General features: G+C 47.5%; 18 protein-coding genes and 1 pseudogene. 5 read left to right on the top strand and 14 right to left on the bottom strand.

Going from position 1 to position 18,728, the window contains the following annotated elements:
* Nucleotides 1–420: 420 nt before the first annotated feature.
* Nucleotides 421–794: pseudogene (locus DEO48_RS27260) on the top strand (Arm DNA-binding domain-containing protein); the annotation flags it as partial.
* A gap of 579 nt (nt 795–1,373) precedes the next feature.
* Here the strand turns inward: DEO48_RS27260 and DEO48_RS22800 are convergent.
* From DEO48_RS22800 to DEO48_RS22780, 5 genes are all read right to left on the bottom strand, one after another.
* On the bottom strand, nt 1,374–3,101 hold the full coding sequence (locus DEO48_RS22800) for an Eco57I restriction-modification methylase domain-containing protein (protein WP_219933018.1): 1,728 nt from the start codon (nt 3,099–3,101) through the stop codon (nt 1,374–1,376).
* A gap of 116 nt (nt 3,102–3,217) precedes the next feature.
* The gene (locus DEO48_RS26605; protein ID WP_139796208.1) at nt 3,218–3,799 is read right to left on the bottom strand and encodes an HNH endonuclease signature motif containing protein; all 582 of its coding nucleotides are present in this window, start codon (nt 3,797–3,799) and stop codon (nt 3,218–3,220) included.
* A complete protein-coding gene (locus tag DEO48_RS22790; protein ID WP_083045677.1) occupies nt 3,789–4,457 on the bottom strand; it encodes a hypothetical protein in 669 nt (222 codons plus the stop codon). Before DEO48_RS22790 ends, DEO48_RS26605 begins: the two co-directional genes overlap by 11 nt.
* 3 nt (nt 4,458–4,460) lie before the next feature.
* Nucleotides 4,461–7,046, bottom strand: coding sequence for a sensor histidine kinase (locus tag DEO48_RS22785; RefSeq protein ID WP_109846372.1), 2,586 nt, complete (start codon nt 7,044–7,046; stop codon nt 4,461–4,463).
* Between the two features lie 236 nt (nt 7,047–7,282).
* On the bottom strand, nt 7,283–8,161 hold the full coding sequence (locus tag DEO48_RS22780) for a phosphorothioated DNA-binding restriction endonuclease (RefSeq protein WP_109846371.1): 879 nt from the start codon (nt 8,159–8,161) through the stop codon (nt 7,283–7,285).
* A gap of 299 nt (nt 8,162–8,460) precedes the next feature.
* On the opposite strand from DEO48_RS22780, the gene DEO48_RS22775 reads away from it, so the two are divergent.
* Complete coding sequence (locus tag DEO48_RS22775) at nt 8,461–8,934, top strand: SymE family type I addiction module toxin (protein WP_109846370.1); 474 nt, start codon at nt 8,461–8,463, stop codon at nt 8,932–8,934.
* 79 nt (nt 8,935–9,013) lie between these two features.
* On the opposite strand, the gene DEO48_RS22770 is transcribed toward DEO48_RS22775, so the two are convergent.
* The 5 genes from DEO48_RS22770 to trpS form a co-directional block, all read right to left on the bottom strand.
* Entirely contained in the window at nt 9,014–9,385 is a 372-nt protein-coding gene (locus DEO48_RS22770; RefSeq protein ID WP_109846369.1) for a hypothetical protein, read from the bottom strand.
* Between the two features lie 115 nt (nt 9,386–9,500).
* Complete coding sequence (locus DEO48_RS22765; protein WP_047651671.1) at nt 9,501–9,980, bottom strand: type VI secretion system tube protein TssD; 480 nt, start codon at nt 9,978–9,980, stop codon at nt 9,501–9,503.
* A gap of 2 nt (nt 9,981–9,982) precedes the next feature.
* The gene (locus DEO48_RS22760) at nt 9,983–10,330 is read right to left on the bottom strand and encodes a hypothetical protein (RefSeq protein WP_047651670.1); all 348 of its coding nucleotides are present in this window, start codon (nt 10,328–10,330) and stop codon (nt 9,983–9,985) included.
* Nucleotides 10,323–11,006 (bottom strand): hypothetical protein, encoded by a 684-nt coding sequence (locus DEO48_RS22755; protein ID WP_109846368.1) that lies wholly within the window; start codon nt 11,004–11,006, stop codon nt 10,323–10,325. Before DEO48_RS22755 ends, DEO48_RS22760 begins: the two co-directional genes overlap by 8 nt.
* Before the next feature lie 185 nt (nt 11,007–11,191).
* On the bottom strand, nt 11,192–12,193 hold the full coding sequence (trpS, locus tag DEO48_RS22750; protein ID WP_109846367.1) for a tryptophan--tRNA ligase: 1,002 nt from the start codon (nt 12,191–12,193) through the stop codon (nt 11,192–11,194).
* 199 nt (nt 12,194–12,392) lie between these two features.
* Between trpS and fosA the strand changes: the two genes are divergently transcribed.
* The gene (fosA, locus tag DEO48_RS22745; protein ID WP_063441687.1) at nt 12,393–12,818 is read left to right on the top strand and encodes a FosA/FosA2 family fosfomycin resistance glutathione transferase; all 426 of its coding nucleotides are present in this window, start codon (nt 12,393–12,395) and stop codon (nt 12,816–12,818) included.
* A gap of 108 nt (nt 12,819–12,926) precedes the next feature.
* Here fosA and DEO48_RS22740 read toward each other — a convergent pair whose 3' ends face one another.
* Genes DEO48_RS22740 through DEO48_RS22725 form a run of 4 tightly spaced genes read right to left on the bottom strand, consistent with a single transcriptional unit; the run spans nt 12,927 to nt 17,673 of the window.
* On the bottom strand, nt 12,927–13,748 hold the full coding sequence (locus DEO48_RS22740; RefSeq protein ID WP_109846366.1) for an alpha/beta fold hydrolase: 822 nt from the start codon (nt 13,746–13,748) through the stop codon (nt 12,927–12,929).
* A 30-nt stretch (nt 13,749–13,778) separates the two neighbouring features.
* Nucleotides 13,779–15,398 (bottom strand): MFS transporter, encoded by a 1,620-nt coding sequence (locus DEO48_RS22735; protein WP_109846365.1) that lies wholly within the window; start codon nt 15,396–15,398, stop codon nt 13,779–13,781.
* Nucleotides 15,395–15,802 (bottom strand): DoxX family protein, encoded by a 408-nt coding sequence (locus DEO48_RS22730; protein ID WP_109846364.1) that lies wholly within the window; start codon nt 15,800–15,802, stop codon nt 15,395–15,397. Before DEO48_RS22730 ends, DEO48_RS22735 begins: the two co-directional genes overlap by 4 nt.
* On the bottom strand, nt 15,802–17,673 hold the full coding sequence (locus DEO48_RS22725) for an amidohydrolase (RefSeq protein ID WP_059347234.1): 1,872 nt from the start codon (nt 17,671–17,673) through the stop codon (nt 15,802–15,804). Before DEO48_RS22725 ends, DEO48_RS22730 begins: the two co-directional genes overlap by 1 nt.
* A 218-nt stretch (nt 17,674–17,891) precedes the next feature.
* Here DEO48_RS22725 and DEO48_RS22720 point away from each other — a divergent pair, with 218 nt between their 5' ends.
* Together DEO48_RS22720 and DEO48_RS22715 are read left to right on the top strand one after the other, a co-directional pair.
* The gene (locus DEO48_RS22720) at nt 17,892–18,578 is read left to right on the top strand and encodes a hydrolase (protein ID WP_047742952.1); all 687 of its coding nucleotides are present in this window, start codon (nt 17,892–17,894) and stop codon (nt 18,576–18,578) included.
* Between the two features lie 61 nt (nt 18,579–18,639).
* Nucleotides 18,640–18,728 (top strand): DUF1427 family protein (locus tag DEO48_RS22715; protein ID WP_146198320.1); only part of this gene is annotated, 89 nt, incomplete at its 3' end.

The raw sequence follows: 18,728 nt of genomic DNA, 5'->3' as shown, positions 1-18,728 counted from the left end.
TAATTTTGGGTGTTGAGGACTTTTGGTTTGGATCCGTTGCACGGAACCTAACCGGGGATATAAAAATTGTGCTTTGATTACAAATGGCTAAAAACTCGTCTTTTTTACCGATGGTAAGAAAAAAAAGTGGGGGCACAAATGGGGGCATAAATCTGTTTTTATATTAAAAAATCTTTACTTAACATTGTTTTATGCCGATATTTGAGTCCGGCCTTCGCACCATCGGAACATCAATAGACGTCAACGGACGTCTTTTTTTGTGCCTAAAATCCAGTATCCGCAAGGCTTTCCTCGCTTTTTCACTCAACCTAAGTCAACCTGATTCAATCTACATCAACTTACTGATGCGGGTACAACTGCGGGTATATCCCGGTTCGATAATGTTTGTACCCACACAGAACCCTTGAAGGGATACTCATCATGGCTCTGAGTGATGTGAAGGTTCGTTAAGCTAAGCCTGAAGCAAAAGACAAACTTACTGACGGTGAAGCCATGGTTTTGCCGGTTCACCCTAACGCCTCCCAATACAGGCGGCTGCGTTATCGTTTTGGCGGTAAGGAGACGATGCTGGAGCTGGGAAATACCCTGAGGTTTCACTGGCGAATGGCAGGGCTTGTCGCGATGGAGCCTATAAGCTGATATCTAATGGCGTCGAACCTAGTCAGAACAAGAGCAGGAAGCGATAAAGTTTTAAGTAGACGCACGAAACTGGCATGCCAGTAATCCGATGTTGCCACATCGCATAGTGCTCATTATTGAAAAGCCTAGAAGATAATCTCAATGCTGCTATTGGCATTCTTTCAGTTATTAGTTATATATAGTGCTGAAAAAATCATGTTAATTTACACTCTTATTATTACTCATAAATTATGTCGTGATTGGATTTTGCAGTAAAGCATACTGGTGTTAATGAATGTATAAATCTGTACTGTTTGTGCAGAGAAGCTTTGAGAGTTTCAATTTCTGTTGGATCGTTCTTATCCAATCCAGCTGTTATCTTCATCGAATTTCATTAATGAGACTAAAATAATTAGTTGGCATTCGCTTTATTCCAGAAAAAAACTATAGAGCAATCATGCTTAGTTGCATCTAAGTGGAGCTAAAAATGATATGTTTGCCGAAAGCCTTAACCCTTTTTAATTAACAAGCTAATAAGTCTGTTAAATGTTAGGTTAATATCCATTAATAATTTTTATAAATGGCTTATTAGGTAGGGTGGGGAAATATATGCAATGGAAGTTTGCTAATAACTTAACATATGTAATATCTATTTTGTGAGCGTAATTTTGCTGGCTGCTTGTTATTAACGTAATGCTTTTCGGCAAATCTTATCATATTATAAAATGTCAAGGGGTAAATATTACAAAAATATTTTATTTAAATGTAATTCTATATTTTGTTTCAAAGAAATCATCGATAACATCTTGGTTTTCTTCACTTGTAATATACTTTATTTCGTCATCTGTAAAATCATAGATTCCAAAATTATTAATGTAATTACCATTGAGAGAATAGTAGTTAGAGTTATAGGGCTTACTGGTTGTTTTTATGTAATGCCAGAAAATTTTTGATTCAATTATTTTTTTTGCAAAAAGTAATTGTTCATAAGAGTGTCCTAATATTGCTATTCCATTATAGAACATTAAATCCGGATCTGATGATAAAATGCTTTTAGGAGGAGCATTTGAAATTTTTGGAATGAATAATTTATATTGTGTTTTTTCTAATGATTGGGTTCTACCGTACGCATACCATTGTGGATATTGTTTTTTTCCTTTGTCGCGTAATAATAGACTTTCTTTCTGGTCAAGTAAGTATTTATATGCGAAAGGATAGCTCTTCTTTAAATGCTTCTCTTCAAGAATAATCGGTTTAATATCTTTTGAATACGGGAATATTATTATTTCTAGCAACTCATCTAAAGAATAGGAAGAGCTGAGTTTATTTGAGTTTATTATATTTCGGCATATGGCTTTCTCTACCTTGTATGCTTTTTCTTTTTCAAAGTAATAATAAATGTCATCTTCTTTATCAGGAGAGAAAATAAAAACATCATTTTTAAGAGTGGCAATACCGTGCCTGGTTGCAAAGTGCTTTCCAAAAGGAGTGCCAATAGATTCGATTTTCTCCATCTGTTGATGATTTTTTAGATTCCATCCCTTAAAAAAATCTAAGCTTTTGTATGGGATTTTATCAAAAGAAATAGTTTTATTCCTTAATTGCAAACTGCTATGTTTTTTATAAAATATATGTGATGAGCTTTTTAATTTTACAAAGCAAATGCAAGTGTATGTATTCTTGGAATTAAATATTTGCTCTGAACCAAAGTCTATAATTTTTATTTCATGACTTTTTTCTTGTAAGTAACGACGAAGAGATCTCCCATTAAGGCTTTTAAAAAAACTATTCATAGTTATATATGCAAGACTGCCACCTGGTCGTAATGCCTCAAGACCAATCTGAAAGAAAGGTATATATAGATCGGGATTACCAATGTTGCAAACAGACCATCTTTTTAATTTATGTTTTGTAGTGTCGCTTAAGTTTCTTGCACAAACATAGGGAGGATTGCCAATGATAAGATCAAAGCCATCAAATCTTTCATTTATTACGCTAGTCCATTCGAAGTCTAATGAATCGCCAACATAAAGATTAAATTTGAATTCCGATAAATCTTCACCAGAAATAATTGCAAGAGTAGATAAAATTAATTTCGTACGATTGATTGAGTACTCTTCAATATCATTTCCGTAAATATTATCCTTAAATATATTATAATAGTTTTTATTGCCACTTTTATGTATTTTTTTTGCAACATCGTAAAGAAAACTTCCACACCCACAAGCAATATCTGCTATTTTCATTGAATCTAGATTACTTTCACTATCAATCGATTCATTAATAATGAATTCTCTTATATGATAAGGTGTATAGATTGCACCATTAACAACTCTATCTGATGGTGATATCACAAACTCGAAGAAACTGATCAAATGCTCAAATGTGAATTGAGTTACTTCATTCTTAATGACAGAGCATAATTCCTTAAGTAATCCATACTCATGAACCATTTCATGAGAGATCAAATTATCAATAACCAACTTATTATTTTTTACATGAATGTTGTTAATTTCGTAGAACGCGGAAATTATTAGTTTGTTAACAAGAGAAATGTCAGTTATTTTGTTTCTTTTCAAGTATGATATGAAATTTAGCTTCATTTTTTTTGTGATTCAGATAAATAGCATTTGTACTTAACCACGATAGGAACCAATTCACACATGGCATTTTTTAAGTCGTTCTTCAGAGACTCATCCTTTGTTTCTTCTATAGCACAACTCAGAGATTGTAGTTTTTCAAACAAATTATCAAGCATCCATATTATCTGGTATCTCCGCATATACATTTTTAATTTTGAATACATATAACTTGCAGCTAATGATCCACTTATAGGCTTGATATGACCTGTTACGTCTCTATAAAAATGTTGATTATAATCCACACTACAGGGATCAAGGTAGTTCGACTCATCATTTGACTTTAAAATGTTTACGTACGAACAGCAATACACTAAATTACTATAATCTGTTTTTAATGCTGGTTGTTCAGGGTGATTTTTCCAAGGAATGAAATGATCAATGTGAAAATTATCTTGACCACCAAACCAAAAATCTGGACAGTCCGTATAACCACATCTATAGTTAAAATCTTCAGCTAAGTATTTTTTATATGCAGTATAAGTAGCATACTTCTTCGTGAATTTACGTATTGGATTATGATTTCGGAAGTTAACTTTCATGTTTTTTAACTTTTTCCAATATATCATCTACAGTATTTAATATTTGCTCTAATCGCTGTGTGTTCGAAAGGGTTTTATAATCATTAGGGATTATATTACGCTTATCAATTGAACGTTCTAGAAAATTATCTAACTGTATAATTCTCTCCTCATCCATAATGCCTGCTTTTCCCTCATCTCTTAACTTAATGAGTGTAATTAGTTCTTTTTCAGCTGATTCGATTCTTGCTTTGTAATGAGTTATTTGGCTAACAACTTTTTCAAGGAAATTAGCTTTGACATTGGTTTTGTTCTCCGAATGTAAAATATCTTTAATATATACTATATTAACATCATCACTTTGTTTGACAGCATCATCATCAAAAGAAGTCATTACGAAGCATGGGAATGCTTCTCTTATTGCAGTGAAATGTCTAACAAGTTCAATTCCGTTATAGGGAACACCATATTTAATATGAGTTTTGTGTTCATTAAGCATAAAGTCAGTAATGACTGCATCTGGATTTATCTTGATAATTAGTGCAACCATTTCATCAAGGTCATTTAATGGAAATTCACTAAGCACTTGAACATTTTTAGATGCTGGAGTTTGCTCGACATAATCTTTGAAGTCATCAATAGCATCTGCTTCTTCATCAATGAATAATATCTTATACATATCTTATCTTCTAAATTTAATTGGGAATGTTAATCTTATCGCAAAACCTTTCTCGGGATATAAAAGATTAACTTTTCCATCATTTTCTTCAGTGATTGATTTTACTAACCACATACCTAATCCAGTACCTTCCTCCTCACCAGAATATATATTCCTTTTTGTAGTAAAGAGAGGTTTGAATATAACTTCAGGATTAACAACATCCTTTGATATGCCCGGTCCGTTATCTTTGTACTCGAAAATTATGCTTCGGGAATCGCTTTTTATGCTTATACTTATTGCTCTGTTTTCTGTTGTGCTAAGGTTGAAAGCGTCAATAGTATTTACTAAGAGATTATTAAATATGCTATCAAAGTCAATTTCAAAGACACGCATATCAAGTTCTTCGATCTGACTTATATCAAGTTCAATTGCTCGACTTTCAAGTACCGAGGACCAGTCAGATTTAAAATCATGAAAATATTTTTTGAGAAACAATTGCTTCCTTTTACGCTTATCTTTCCTTGCGGCGCCTAAAGAAAAATTAAGCCAATTTTTTATTTTTAAATCTTGCGTTTTAATTTTTTCGAGTAGCTTGTATGGATTTTTCCTATCTTCCTCATTTTTATATGTTGCTTCATCAATTTTTTCTTGAATCAATTTCTTTACTTTATCAACTCTTGATTCTAGAACATTATTTAGTTTGCTTAAATCATGACTGAAAGACGCTAACACAATACCGCTGCTTGCTAAACCTCTAAGAACCTTTTGCTCTTCTTTAAGTCGTTCTATTTCTTCATCTTTCTTTTCATTAAGCTCTGCAATAATTGCCAGCTCTTTATCTTTAATATCACCAGTGTTTTTAGATTGGTTATTCGTTGTGCTTTTATTATGTTCAGTAGATTTATTAGCTCTACTTTTTTCTAAAATTCTTTTGGCCAACTCCTCTGCTTCTTGACGAGAGCGTATATCAGAATAACGTTCATCGTCAAAATTACTCATTTCCCTTGCAATATATGCCCTATCAGATTCAAATTCATTAATAATAGATGCGATTAATGTTTTAAATATCTGAAAAGTTTTATTTTCCTGAAGCCCTTCACGACTCGATTTGTCTTCAAAATTAACGTTTGTTAATCTTGATATTTTAATAGAGCCAGCTACGTTTTCTGGTTCAACTCGATAACCACCTTCTTTATTAGCTATACCTGCTGGGCTTGCAGCTTTTCTGTTACCTAAGCTTAACCAATCGAATGCAACATCTTTAACCTCGCCATAAGGGCGAACTCTAAAATTATCTCTAAATAATTTTACCCCGCCAAATTTTTGAAGCCAATCTTTTCTAGAGTTAGACGCGAATGATTTGTAAAAGAATCTTTTTGCATCAGGCGTAGTAAATGTTCTTTTTAAAAAATAAAATGTGAATTCAAAAACACCAATGTCATCAAAAGTTTTATCTGAATCTACTGATTTAAAGCCTGGAAGTAATTCAGAAAAGCTTTTATTGGTTTCCCAATAACCTTTTATGAAATCTTCTTTTGTATAATGTTTTTTTTGCATACTGCTTCTAGAAAAAAATTCAGATGGAATAGATAGGATGTCATACTCATTCCTAATTATTTTTATAGAAACATTTTGTTTATCATCTGCTTTAGCTATGATTTTATAATCAAAATCATCACATATAGAGCCAAGAACTTCACCATATTGCGTCGGCGATAAGGAACTCAGAAGATATATTTCGAATTCATTAGTCTCTTTTGGAGGTACTAATACTTCAAGATCTGAATAGACTTGCTCAACGTAATAATCATCCCAATTATCTCTTAGATCGGAAATTTTTAGGATTGTGCCGTGGTCAAAGTCTGGGCAATTTTGTATTTTTTCAAAGAGATGAGATGGTATTATTTTTTTTAATTCTTCTTTTAAATTAAAAGAAGGTAATCCCATTAATTCAGCACTAACATTTTCAATTGTTTTAAAATCACCTTCGAAGTCTTCCCAATTTACTAACCAACGATAACCCGAAATGGATGTTTCAGAAGCATCGAGATTAGTGTCTCGATCATCGCTATTTCGGTCAAATACAGTTATCATTTCACATTTACTACCTAATTTATCAAGTGCAAAGCGCCCTATACCTTTCGCTCCTGCCTTAACCCTACCTGACTTTGTGAAATAATTTATTGCTTTATTATCCGTTCCTATAGTCATCCAATTATTACGAATTATATCTTCAGTCATTCCCTCGCCCGCATCAATTATATATAGGACTGAGAGTTTTGATATTTTATTTTTGAAGGCCAGAATTATATTTTCATCAATATTCTTTCTTAAGATATACTCATCGTCTTGATATGTGTATATTTTATCTAATAACTCTTTTTCAACACCTTTGTCAATATATTGTTGTTTAAGGTGCCTTGGGATTGTTTCATGAAAGGTTGAAAGTAAATTATCGAAAAATACAATACTTACTGGGCTATCCGCATCATATCCATTTTTAACAAGTTCAATGATTGCACCTTTTGCGGTAGCTATATTCTCACGACCAATTAAACGAGCAGTACGAGCAGAAACTTTAAAAGGGATCTTATTAATGCTTGACATGCAAACGCTCCTTATTCATTAATGTTATTTATAACATCATTCATATTCCATAATGGAATATGAGAGGGTTGGCTACCGCATTCACTTGCTTACCCGCTACAGCCTTACGGTGAACTCGATATTAGCTGGCTTTAATAGCAGAAGGCTATAATTTAAGATGCTTTTAAATCATACATAACTATTAGTTATGACATTATATGTAAATACTGTCCCTCTTGTTAAGAATTATGAACATGTCAGTTTTTGCTTTGTTGAAAAACTTCTCTTTTATGCCATTCAATAAAAATGTCTTTGGGGTAATGCACTTTTATTTTCGGTAATGTAATTTTTTTGCCGTCAAAATCCCAAAACAGCCGCCCAACAATCCCGCCCCCGTTCACCGCCTCGGACACTAGCACCCGCATACTCTCATCCAGCCCAATCGATCCTTTATCAAATGCCTTATGATGAATCGCACACAACGCCAGTCCGTTCGGGATCTCACACGGCCCGCCAAACTGCTTCCATTTAATATGCGCGGCTTCAAGTCCTACAGAGGCGTTATCATGTCGCATGTTAAACCCGCAGATTGCGCACTCATAGTTATAAGCACGTAGCACCTGCTGCCGGAACAGCGGATCGCGAACCTTACGGATCTGCTGGATATCAAAACCCATCTCATCCGCGATCTCTTCCTGAATACTTTCAGGAAAGTGCGCTTCAAGAATCTGCTGCGCCAGCGAGCCGATCAGGTTTTTGTTCTTACTCAGCAACGCAAAGTGTTCTTCATCAAACCCGCCTGCGACGTTATGTTCCACAAGTTCTTTAACAGGCGGTTGCTTACTGCCAGTGGTCGAGCAGAACTCAGTATTCTGAAGATCCCAAAAACCGTCGCCTATGAGCCTCCAGAAAGGCATATTCGGGTAATGCGTCTTCCTCTGTGGGCCAAAGCGTTCTAACAGGCTAAGCAGCTGCTCATGGACCTCGGTTCCATAATCAAACAGTCGCGCATGCCCCTGCTGATAGTTCGCCAGCACGTACAGAAGCAATAAAGGCTTATGCGGCGCACGCTGTTCGCCTTTGCGCCAGATGGTGATATCGGCAATTGCCTGTTCGAGAGTTTTGCTGGAAGCCATCGCGTTACGGAAGAAAGTAAATAATTGCGATGATGCTCGCAAAACCCAGACCAATCAACTCTCAACTAACAAAAACATGACCTTACCGCACAGAACTCTATTTTCTGAATCCCCCTCGCAAATTCCAAATTTTCCCACCCAAAACCGCTGTATTTATATTCAGCCCTGTATAATGAGCACCAGGAATTACGCCGAACGGCGAAAGAAGTATCAAAGAATATTTAAAGAGGAATTCGCGATATGAAGGTGCTGCAACACCCCCATACCGCTAACCACAAACAACTAGACAGGAGTTGAAAATGGCTGCGACGAATTTTAAGCCAGAGTTTACTGTTTGCAAAACAGAATCAGACGCTTTCACCGGCATGATTGAAAACCGCGAGCTGGTCCGCAAAAACAGCGCCCGCCGTTTACACGGCAACCCGCCTAACGCGGCGCCCGTCCATCCCCGAGCGGAAACGCCGCAGGACAGTGCCGCCTGCTGCGAACTGTATGCGCGTATAGACATGAAATACCTTCTTCTGGGCGGTGACTGGCTAACCCGTGCGGGCTTTATCAACGGTATGCCCGTAAAAATCCGCGCCATGAAAGACTGCATTGTGATTACGCCGCAGCATACAAGAGAGCTATGGGGATGCCTGGAGGGTATGAGCGTGGTGAATATTAATAAGCAGAAAGTCGCGCTGTGGCTGAAGACGTTTCCGGGAGCGCTAAATGATACAGGCGATATACCGGCTGTTAAGCGTGGAACAGGCCAGGCGATGTCGGAGTAACCGTGCTTCCCACCTTATGTAATCCTTGAAGCAATAAAACGATACGGGCATGTCATCCCATGCCCGTTTTAAGTAAAAATCAATCGTGCTTAACCTGCTCTTTCACCGCGTTAACCAGCGCAGCGTGAAGTTCGCCGACGGTTAAATCACATATAACAGGTTCGGGTATGCCACGTACCCAGCGGATAAATCGACAGATGCCAAAAAAGTCTATGCCTTCACCCGTAAACAGATACTCATTCTCCGCGAGAGAGAATGTTTTCCTGTAGCCATCTTCTTCCGTAGCAAGTTTAACGCCAAACGCTTCTTCGCAGTCTTCCAGTAGGTCTTCGCCGTCGATACCGCAAATATGCAAATCGGCCTCAATCAACGTATTGCTATCGATAGGTTTACGATGTTCACCTGAGGAGTTTCGAACAACCTCAATGACTTGAGAGAGAGGGGGTTCCATAATGATGCTCTCCTTTAAAGCGGTAGAAATAATCGCCAGCGCTTTCCGGCGGTGCTCCGCTTGGTCGGACCGACCAGCACAACGTTACCTCGGCCCGAGAAATTTTAAAGTCAGTTCATGCTATTGCCATATGATTCCATGCATCTCTGTAAACTATATTTCCGTCACAGTGTTTCCAGGTGATTGCCTCATATCTTAATTCGATCGTCTCTGTATGCGTTCCTGTTCCAGAACCCGGGAACAGATTTGGCGTAATACCCGTGATTTTTACATTCTCCAGGATAATGTTGAAATATTCTCTCTCGATTCCTGCATCATCAATTTGATACATTTTGATCGTAGCCGATTTTAGTGTTTGGTTTTCACACAGTGCCCTAATGAGAACCGGTGTTGTTTTATCAAACTCTTTCTGAACGGCAATCGGTGTATGTACACGGGTGCCTGTCAGTCGGCCTGTATTTCCACTCACAGGAATGGTGAGGTGATGAGCGACCGCCTTTAATTCAATAGCGCCTAACCGGCCGAACACCATCGAACCTCCTACGACTGGTGATCCATTAACATCGGTTAACCAAAGATATGCTGGATTTGACATGATTATTCCTTATCTATGTTTACAAAAGAAGGTAGGCGCAACATCGCCACGACCCATATGAATAAGCCAATAAGTTTCAGAGGCCATGGTTCAAGGACAGCTATACAAGCAAATGCACCGATGATCAGTAAGGGGCCTGATAACACATCCAGGAACCCGCCAAAAATATATATCTTTCCTGGCAGTAATTTATTCATTACTAATGAAATAATGTAAGCGCTTATGGTAATGATGCAAAAGGCGATTGTTTTATCATGCCAGGTTTCGAATTCAACCCAGCTAAGGGTATAGGCTAAAACTAAATATGAGCAAAGAAGCAGGTTTATAATTGGGATGATAAACTTATTCATACACACCTGCCGTAGTGTGTGTATTTAGTTTTTCATTAACTTTTTTTATGATTTGATTAAATACAGGCTTTCCTTCGGAATAACCTGCATGGATAGCATCTACAAAGGGTTGGACGGCATCAGCGAACAGAAAATAAAGTAGGTCATAGTCTCTGTGTCTCAGAAGTTCATATACCTCCGGTGCATCTGATTTGAGTTTGTCAGATGTTCTAATTGATCGCTCAGCCATTCCCCCAAACAAAAGGAGTGTGCTCAGTGCCGTGATTGGGTTGTCTTTCCCTTTAAAAACAACAAACGTAAAAGACGTTCTTTCAATAACATGCTTCGCGATAGTTGATGCAATAATATTTGTTGATATTCTACCTGCAATTGAAGTTGTTACAGTTCTGTATAATTTATCTTGCTCCGCTTCAGTTAAATACCTATTAAATTCTTTAAATATAATTTTTACAGCGTTGAATATATTCTCATAATTCAAGATGTCGTTTTTTATGGCAGTGAACATTCGTATTCTTTGAGTTTCACGAGCATATCTTGTATCCGTGTCAAAGATACCATAAACCAGATATCCATAATCTAACGGTACAGATAGCCATCCATTTATAAGCCCAGTAACTGTATCAGGAGAAGCGATTATGTTGCATAACCTTCGGGCTATATCTTCTACATCAGCCATAGTATCCCTTTAATTGTATTATAAAGGATAATATCAATGTGATATTTATGCGATTAAAGCAATTTATTTTATCTAAACGATAGATTAAGAATTATTAACGGCATTAATATTTTCTAAATGAGATAATACGCGGCTTCGTGCCTATCCCACGCACTCCACCGCTCAATCTCAATCAACTCACTTCATCAAAACACCGGCACCCCCAGCCCAACCTTCACCTTCCTCAACGTCGCCTGCGTCACCCCCTGCGCCCGTTCCGTCCCGCGCTTCAGCATCGCCATCAGCTCACCTTTATCTTGCATATACATCGCCCTCCGCTCCCGCATCGGCGCAATCAGCTCCTGCAGGCACGCTTCCAGCTCGTTCTTGCACGCCCGGTCCCCCAGCCCGCCCGCCTGATAATGCGCCTTCATCGCCGCCACTTTCTCCTTGTCCGGATGAAACGCGTCCAGGTACGTAAACACCACGTTCCCCTCAATCTGTCCCGGGTCGCTCACCTTCAGGTGGTTCGGGTCGGTGTACATGGCGCTGACCGCACGGTGAATGGTCTCTTCACTGGCCGAAAGGTGCAGCGTGTTGCCCAGCGATTTCGACATCTTGGCGCTGCCGTCGATGCCGGGCAGGCGGCTGGTGTCGCTCAGCATCGCCTTGCAGTGGCGCAGCACCGGGGCTGGCAGCAGGCTGTTCATCTTGTGCACAATCTCGTTGGTTTGCTCAATCATCGGCAGCTGGTCGTCGCCGACGGGCACGCACTCGGCCTTAAACGCGGTGATGTCCGCCGCCTGGCTGATGGGGTAGGCCATAAACCCGACCGGCAGCGAGCGGGCGAAGCCCTTCTGTGCAATCTCGTTCTTCACCGTCGGGTTACGCTCCACGCGGGCGACGGTGACGATGTTCATATACAGCATCGTCAGCTCGGCGAGGGCGGGCAGGGCGGACTGCAGGCAGATGGTGGTCAGGTTCGGGTCGATGCCGGCGGCGAGGTAGTCGGCCAGCACTTCGGGGATGTTGTCGCGAATTTTCTGCGGGTTGCTGCCGTTGTCGGTCAGGCCCTGCAGGTCGGCAATCAGCACAAACTGGCTGTGCGTCTGCTGCAGCGCCACACGCTGGCGCAGCGATCCGACGTAGTGGCCGAGGTGCAGCGGGCCGGTTGGGCGGTCGCCGGTGAGGATGGTTGGTGCGTTCATAATGACTCCTTAATGGGCAGTTGCCGAAAGGGGTCTTAGAAATGTGAAAGCCGCCTTTCGGCGGCAATCTGAAAATGGGGAGAACTACTCCGAGCCGCCTTTAAGAAGGCAGCCACCAGCGGTTTACGGTGAGCACGGCGTGGTTTATGTTCATCTCTTTACCGTATCACGTCCGGCGCGAAAAACAAAAGGGCACGTCATGCTGCAATCACTCAACCATCTGACCCTCGCGGTCAGCGACCTGCAAAAAAGCGTCACCTTCTGGCACGAGCTGCTGGGGCTTGCGCTGCACGCCCGCTGGAATACCGGGGCCTATCTCACCTGCGGCGATCTGTGGGTCTGCCTGTCTTACGACGAGGCGCGCCAGTACGTGCCGCCGCAGGAGAGCGACTACACCCACTACGCGTTTACCGTCGCGGAAGAGGATTTTGAACCGCTCTCGCAAAGGCTTGAGCAGGCGGGCGTCACCGTCTGGAAGCAGAACAAAAGCGAGGGGGCGTCGTTCTATTTTCTCGACCCGGACGGGCACAAGCTGGAGCTGCACGTGGGCAGCCTCGCCGCGCGGCTGGCGGCGTGTCGCGAGAAGCCCTATGCGGGCATGGTGTTTACCTCAGACGAGGCTTGAGGCACGCACCTTCAGCCTGCAGGTCCTGTCTCAGCAATCACTGGCTACGTGACGCTGGCGGAGCGAAAGCGCCGGGTGGCGGCTGCGCCTTACCCGGCCTGGAAAAAATTACAGCGACTTCACAAACGCCAGCAGGTCTTCGTTGAGCTGGTCCTGGTGGGTCAGCGCGAAGCCGTGCGGCGCGTTGTCGTATACCTTCAGCGTGGCGTTTTTGATCATCTCCGTCGCCAGCTTGCCGGTGCTTTCAAACGGCACGATCTGGTCGTTGCTGCCGTGAATCACCAGCGTCGGCACGTCGATTTTCGCCATGTCCGGGCGGAAGTCGGTTTCGCCGAACGCGGTCACGCAGTCGATGGTGCCCTTCAGGGACGCCAGCAGCGCGATGTTCAGCGTCTGGGTCAGGGCACCGGCGGAAACGGTCTGCCCGGCGTTGGTGCCGTAGAACGGCGTCGCGAAGTCGCTGATAAACTGGGCGCGATCTTTACGCAGCCCGTCGCGAATGCCGTTGAACACGCTCTGATCCACGCCCTGCGGGAAGGTGTCGGATTTGCCGAAGATTGGCGTTACCGCGCCCAGCAGCGCCAGACCGGCCACGCGCGCGCTGCCGTAGTTGTTGATGTAGCGGGTCACGTCGCCGCCGCCCATGGAGAAGCCCACCAGCGTCACGTCCTGCAGGTCCAGGGTGGTGATCAGGTCGTTGATGTCGGACGCAAAGGTGTCGTAGTCATAGCCGTTCCACGGCTGATCCGAGCGGCCAAAGCCGCGGCGGTCAAAGGCGATGGCGCGGAAGCCGCGCTCCGCCAGGTAGTTCAGCTGGCTGTCCCACATGTCGCCGTCCAGCGGCCAGCCGTGGCTGAAGAGAACCGGTTTGCCCGCGCCGCCGTCCTTGTAGTAAATCTGCGTGCCGTCTTTTGCCTTAAACGTTGCCATAGTGTGTTCCTGTGCAGGTGATGGTTATGGTTATACCGGCGCGACCAGGTAGCGAATTGCCGGTGATGTTGTGCCCTGATGAAAAGCCAGAACGCGGCTCTGCAGCAGGAGGTCATTCATGGTGTGGCGCTCCTGCTGGCGCAGATGCTCAATCCAGGAGCCCATCAGGAAGGTCTCGATAAACAGGCCGGGACGTTCGATATCCTCGTACACCGCCCAGCTCATCGCCCCGGCGCGGCGGCGCACCCGGCGCAGCTCGTGAACCGCCTCCAGGAAGGCCTTCGTATTCTGCGGGTCGATGATGTACTCGTGCGACACAAGCACCGGGCCGCGCTCGTTGGGCAGATCAATCTCCACGCCGTCCAGCGGCTGGCCGCTGAGGTCGAGGTTCAGGTCCGGATCTTTCCCCAGCTTCCAGCGGAACACCGTCGCGCTCGCCAGCACCATCCCCAGCGTGGCGACCACCAGCGATGTCGGGGTGCCGAAGCGGGAGGCGATCTGCCCCCAGATGGCGCTGCCCGCGGTCATCGAGCCGAAGAACACCGTCAGGTAGACCGCCAGCGCGCGGGCCTTCACCCAGCGGGCGGCGCTGCGCTGCGCGCCGAGGTTCAGTGTTGAGAGCACCGCAATCCAAGCGAAGCCGGTGAAGAACTCAAACAGGTTGAGCAGCCAGACGTGGCGCACGAACGCCAGCGCCAGCATGGTGAGGGCAAAGGTCAGGCTGGCGGCCACCATCAGGCGGTCGGCGTCGAGCCGCTGGCGCAGGCGCGGCAGAAGGATCGCCCCGGCAATCGCCCCCAGGCCAATGCACGCCAGCATCACGCCGTAGCCCGCCGGGCCTAAGCCCAGCTCGCGGCGCGCCACCAGCGGCAGCAGCGCCCAGCCCGCGCTGCCGAAAACGAAGAAGGCCACGGTGCGCACCAGCACGTTGCGCAGCACCGGCGCGGCGTGCACGTAGCGAATCCCGGAGCGCACCGCGGAGAAGAAGTGCTCCGGCGGCAGGCGCTGAATGGACGGTGCCGGACGCCAGCGCCACAGCACCCACGCCACGCCGACCACGGAGAGCGCGTTGAGGGCAAACACCATCCACGGCCCGGCGAGCGACAGCAGAAAACCGCCCAGCGCGGGGCCAATTGCCCGGCTGATGTTCACCCCGAGCGAGTTCAGCGCCACGGCGGCGCCCAGCTCCGGCTTGCTCACCAGATCGGGCACCACGGCCTGGAACGGCGGCGAGCTCATCGCCGCGCCCACGCTCAGCAGGAACGTCGCCACCAGCAGAACGGTGGGGGTGACGTGTCCGGTGAAGGAGAGCACCGTCAGCCCGGCGGCGGCGATGAACACCCACAGCTGGGAGAAGAGCAGGTATTTACGTCGGTCGACGATGTCCGCCATCACCCCGGACGGCAGGGCGAAGAGGAACATCGGCAGGCTGCTGGCCGCCTGCACCAGCGCGATATCCAGCGGGTCGGCGCTCAGGGTCAGCATGCTCCAGTTGATGCCGACGTCGCTCATCCATGAGCCGACGTTAGAGACCACCGTGGCGATCCACAGCATGCGGAACACCGGCTGGCTCAGCGGCTGCCAGGGCGAAACCGTCGGTGCGGGCGTCGTCTCGACGTGTGCGTCGCGAACGTCGTTAACCTGGGTCATGCGAACCTCTCCGCTGCCTTACGCTGCAGCCGCCACTGGCCCGGCCCGGTGAGGGCGAGGGTGGTGAAGATAATCAGCAGCAGCCAGCCAAACTGCCCTTCGGCAATCGACCAGTTCGGGTGGACCGCCAGCATCGCCACCAGCAGCACGGCGATAATCGGCAGGCACGCCAGGCGGGTGTACACGCCCGCAATGATAAACAGCGGGCAAACCACCTCGGCGACAATCGCCGGGATCAGGCTCGCCCAGGGCCCGAAGCCGAACGGATCTTCAATGCGCGTCAGCTCGTCGCTGAAGTGCAGCACCTTCGGCAGGCCGTGCACGTAGAGCAGCAGCAGGCTGCCGGTCAGGCGCAGGAAGAACAGCCCCAGGTCGACCCGGGGCAGAGCAAAGGTGTTTTTCATCAGAATGCAAAGCAGCTGCAGCCCAGCGCCCCCCAGAAAGCGTTATCGTCGGACACCGGCATCTCTGACGTGCGGGCGAAGTCATGCTGGTGGCTGTGAACCCCGCACGGGCCGCTGCAGTGATGAACGGCGCTCATCCCGACGCGGGCGGCCTGCGGCGGCGCGCTGCGGTAGTGGCCCGGCACCTTCACCACCGGGGACCACTCGGGCAGAACCGGAATGGCAGGCGGCGCGAGCGGGCCAAAGCTGCCTGCGGCGTAAACGATATCGCCGTTGACCACCGTCAGGACGGACTCGATGCCCTTGATCTCCTCTTCCGGCACGCGGAAGTAGTCTTTGCTCAGCACCGCCAGATCGGCGAGCTGGCCGACCTTGATCTGCCCCTTCTGGTTCTGCTCGCTGGAGAACCACGCGCTGCCCTGGGTCCAGAGCATCAGGGCGGTATCGCGGTCCAGACGGGCGCTGTGGTCGTACATCTGCATTCCGCCGACGGTGCGGCCGGAGACCAGCCAGTAGAGTGCGGTCCACGGGTTGTAGCTCGCCACGCGGGTGGCGTCCGTCCCTAAGCCCACCGGCACGCCGGTCTCGAGCATTTTCGCCACCGGCGGCGTGTGGCGGGTGGCTTCGATGCCGTAGCGCTCGGCAAAGTATTCCCCCTGGAAGGCCATGCGGTGCTGCACGGCAATGCCGCCGCCGAGCGCTTTGATGCGGTCGATGTTGGCTTGGGTAACGGTTTCCGCATGGTCGAAGAACCAGTGCAGGCCGTTGAACGGAATGTCGCGGTTCACCTTCTCGAAGACGTCCAGCATGCGGCTGATGGATTCGTTATAGGTGGCGTGCAGGCGGAACGGCCAGCGGTGCTCCACCAGATGGCGCACCACGCGCTCCAGCTCGTCCTCCATGCCCGGCGCGAGGTCAGGGCGCGGTTCGAGGAAGTCTTCAAAATCGGCGGCGGAGAAGACCAGCATCTCGCCCGCGCCGTTGTGGCGGAAGAAGTCGCTGCCCTGGCCCGGCGTGAGCATGTCGGTCCATTTTTCAAAATCTTCCAGCTCGTGGCCCGGACGCTGGGTAAACAGGTTGTAGGCGATGCGGATGGTCATCTGCTTTTTCTCGTGCAGCTCGGCAATCACCTCGTAATCTTCCGGGTAGTTCTGGAAGCCGCCGCCCGCGTCGATGGCGCTGGTCAGCCCCAGGCGGTTGAGCTCGCGCATGAACTGGCGCGTGGAGTTGACCTGCTGCTCCAGCGGCAGCTTCGGCCCTTTGGCCAGCGTGGCGTAGAGGATCATGGCGTTCGGACGGGCGATCAGCATCCCGGTCGGGTTGCCGTTGGCGTCGCGCTGGATCTCGCCCCCCGGCGGATTCGGCGTGTCTTTGGTGTAGCCGACCACCTTCAGCGCGGCGCGGTTGAGCAGTGCGCGGTCGTACAGGTGCAGAATGAAGACCGGGGTATCCGGCGCGGCGTCGTTAATTTCGTCCAGCGTCGGCATCCGGCGCTCGGCAAACTGGAACTCGGTCCAGCCGCCCACCACGCGCACCCACTGGGGCGACGGCGTGCGCAGGGCCTGCTCTTTCAGCATCCGCAGGGCGTCGGCCAGCGACGGCACGCCTTCCCAGCGCAGCTCGAGGTTGTAGTTCAGCCCGCCGCGAATGAGGTGCAGGTGCGAGTCGTTCAGGCCGGGGATGGCGGTGTGGCCTTTTAAGTCGACCACTTTGGTGCCTTCGCAGTGGTGTTGCATCACCTCGGCGACGGTACCCACTTCCAGAAATTTTCCGTCGCGCACGGCAACGGCTTCCGCGACGGGGTTCTCGCGATCGACGGTGTGAAACTGGCCGTTAACCAGAATGAGATCGGCTTTACCGAGGGTAACCATAAACTGCTCCTGACTGAGAGGGGAATGGTCAGGATTATGGGAACCGGTTTCGGCAAAGATCCAGTTATACAATAGGATAGGTATACCAAAGTATAACTATACCTAAGGTTAACTATACGAAGAGATAATTACGCGCAGGGACGGAAAACCGCAGGATGAGGATGATTTTATCGTCGCGGCGCTCGCGGCGATTTCACCCTTAACCACTGGAAAATGCTATGACCTCTTCAAAGCTCGAAGTGTTAACCCCTGCGAACTGTCAGATCATCTTTATCGATCACCAGCCTCAGATGGCGTTTGGCGTGCAGTCTATTGACCGCCAGGTGCTGAAAAACAACACCGTGGCGCTGGCGAAAGCGGCTAAGGTGTTCAACATCCCAACCATCATCACCACCGTTGAGACCGAAAGCTTCTCCGGGAACACCTATCCGGAGCTGCTGGACGTGTTCCCGGGCCAGGACATCCTGGAGCGTACCTCCATGAACTCCTGGGACGACCAGAAGGTGCGCGACGCGCTGCAGGCAAACGGCAAGAAGAAGGTGGTGGTGGCCGGCCTGTGGACCGAAGTGTGCAACAACAGCTTTGCCCTGTGCGCGATGCTGGAAGGCGACTACGAAATTTACATGGTGGCGGACGCGTCCGGCGGCACCTCCAAAGAAGCCCACGACTACGCGATGCAGCGCATGATCCAGGCGGGCGTGATCCCGGTGACCTGGCAGCAGGTGATGCTGGAGTGGCAGCGCGACTGGGCGCGTAAAGAGACCTACACCGCGGTGATGGATATCGTGCGTGAGCACTCCGGCGCGTACGGCATGGGCGTCGATTACGCCTACACCATGGTGCACAAAGCGCCGTCTCGCCAGAAGAGCGAGCACCGCACCTTAGCGCCGGTCCCGGCTCGCTAAGTTCCGCTGGCGGGCTGGTCCCTCATCCGGCTCGCCGCTGCCTCTTTCTCTGGAGTTCACAATGAGTACTGGGCTGATATCCCTTGCGGCAGGCGTGTTGATTGGCCTGATGTATGCCGTGCTGAAGGTGCGCTCCCCCGCGCCGCCCGC

It is taken from the genome of Enterobacter sp. CGMCC 5087 (assembly GCF_003144775.1).
In the GTDB taxonomy this organism is placed as follows: Bacteria; Pseudomonadota; Gammaproteobacteria; order Enterobacterales; family Enterobacteriaceae; genus Enterobacter; species Enterobacter cloacae_M.
The sequence above is the reverse complement of the archived record's forward strand: the minus strand, read 5'-3'. Positions and strand labels throughout refer to the sequence as shown.

Excerpts from the sequence above, each read along its gene's own strand:
- trpS (WP_109846367.1), bottom strand. The coding sequence starts at position 12,193 with ATGAACGCACCAACCATCCTCACCGGCGACCGCCCAACCGGCCCGCTG.
- DEO48_RS22790 (WP_083045677.1), bottom strand. The coding sequence starts at position 4,457 with ATGTATAAGATATTATTCATTGATGAAGAAGCAGATGCTATTGATGAC.
- DEO48_RS22730 (WP_109846364.1), bottom strand. The coding sequence starts at position 15,802 with ATGAAAAACACCTTTGCTCTGCCCCGGGTCGACCTGGGGCTGTTCTTC.
- DEO48_RS22740 (WP_109846366.1), bottom strand. The coding sequence starts at position 13,748 with ATGGCAACGTTTAAGGCAAAAGACGGCACGCAGATTTACTACAAGGAC.
- DEO48_RS22760 (WP_047651670.1), bottom strand. The coding sequence starts at position 10,330 with ATGAATAAGTTTATCATCCCAATTATAAACCTGCTTCTTTGCTCATAT.
- DEO48_RS22770 (WP_109846369.1), bottom strand. The coding sequence starts at position 9,385 with ATGGAACCCCCTCTCTCTCAAGTCATTGAGGTTGTTCGAAACTCCTCA.
- DEO48_RS26605 (WP_139796208.1), bottom strand. The coding sequence starts at position 3,799 with ATGAAAGTTAACTTCCGAAATCATAATCCAATACGTAAATTCACGAAG.
- fosA (WP_063441687.1), top strand. The coding sequence starts at position 12,393 with ATGCTGCAATCACTCAACCATCTGACCCTCGCGGTCAGCGACCTGCAA.
- DEO48_RS22765 (WP_047651671.1), bottom strand. The coding sequence starts at position 9,980 with ATGTCAAATCCAGCATATCTTTGGTTAACCGATGTTAATGGATCACCA.
- DEO48_RS22780 (WP_109846371.1), bottom strand. The coding sequence starts at position 8,161 with ATGGCTTCCAGCAAAACTCTCGAACAGGCAATTGCCGATATCACCATC.
- DEO48_RS22735 (WP_109846365.1), bottom strand. The coding sequence starts at position 15,398 with ATGACCCAGGTTAACGACGTTCGCGACGCACACGTCGAGACGACGCCC.
- DEO48_RS22725 (WP_059347234.1), bottom strand. The coding sequence starts at position 17,673 with ATGGTTACCCTCGGTAAAGCCGATCTCATTCTGGTTAACGGCCAGTTT.
- DEO48_RS22755 (WP_109846368.1), bottom strand. The coding sequence starts at position 11,006 with ATGGCTGATGTAGAAGATATAGCCCGAAGGTTATGCAACATAATCGCT.
- DEO48_RS22785 (WP_109846372.1), bottom strand. The coding sequence starts at position 7,046 with ATGTCAAGCATTAATAAGATCCCTTTTAAAGTTTCTGCTCGTACTGCT.
- DEO48_RS22720 (WP_047742952.1), top strand. The coding sequence starts at position 17,892 with ATGACCTCTTCAAAGCTCGAAGTGTTAACCCCTGCGAACTGTCAGATC.
- DEO48_RS22775 (WP_109846370.1), top strand. The coding sequence starts at position 8,461 with ATGGCTGCGACGAATTTTAAGCCAGAGTTTACTGTTTGCAAAACAGAA.